Source organism: Robertmurraya sp. DFI.2.37, from assembly GCF_029211245.1.
In the GTDB taxonomy this organism is placed as follows: domain Bacteria; phylum Bacillota; class Bacilli; order Bacillales; family Cytobacillaceae; genus Robertmurraya; species Robertmurraya methanolica_A.
The window spans coordinates 1-290 of sequence record NZ_JARGEJ010000829.1 but is presented as its reverse complement, the minus strand read 5'-3'; the positions used below and the strand labels follow the sequence as shown (position 1 = coordinate 290).

The 290-nt window shown below is 29.3% G+C and carries 1 protein-coding gene; it reads right to left on the bottom strand.

What is annotated here, in order from left to right; translation table 11 throughout:
* Positions 1–290: hypothetical protein (locus PZE06_RS28820; protein WP_275792514.1), on the bottom strand; the 290-nt coding region annotated here is incomplete at both ends.

Sequence of the window (290 nt, the reverse complement as noted above, 5' to 3'; positions counted from 1 at the left end):
TAAACGTTAAAACCGTAAAAACATGTAAGAACAAGCCTGTTCTCATATATTTTAGCATCAATAGCCTTTAAATCAAGATTATATATTTTGCTAACTTCAAGAGTGTTTTTATTTAATATAGCCAATTTCCCATTTACATACGCAACGTCATCTATATTTGATTTGTCATAGTAATAATCATCAAAATAAATTATTGCGTTACTGCCAGAAGTAACTATTCCTGTTTGCAATTCATTAAATGTAATTGTTCCCGAGTTTGTCAAAACAACTTCACTAAACCAATTCGAAGC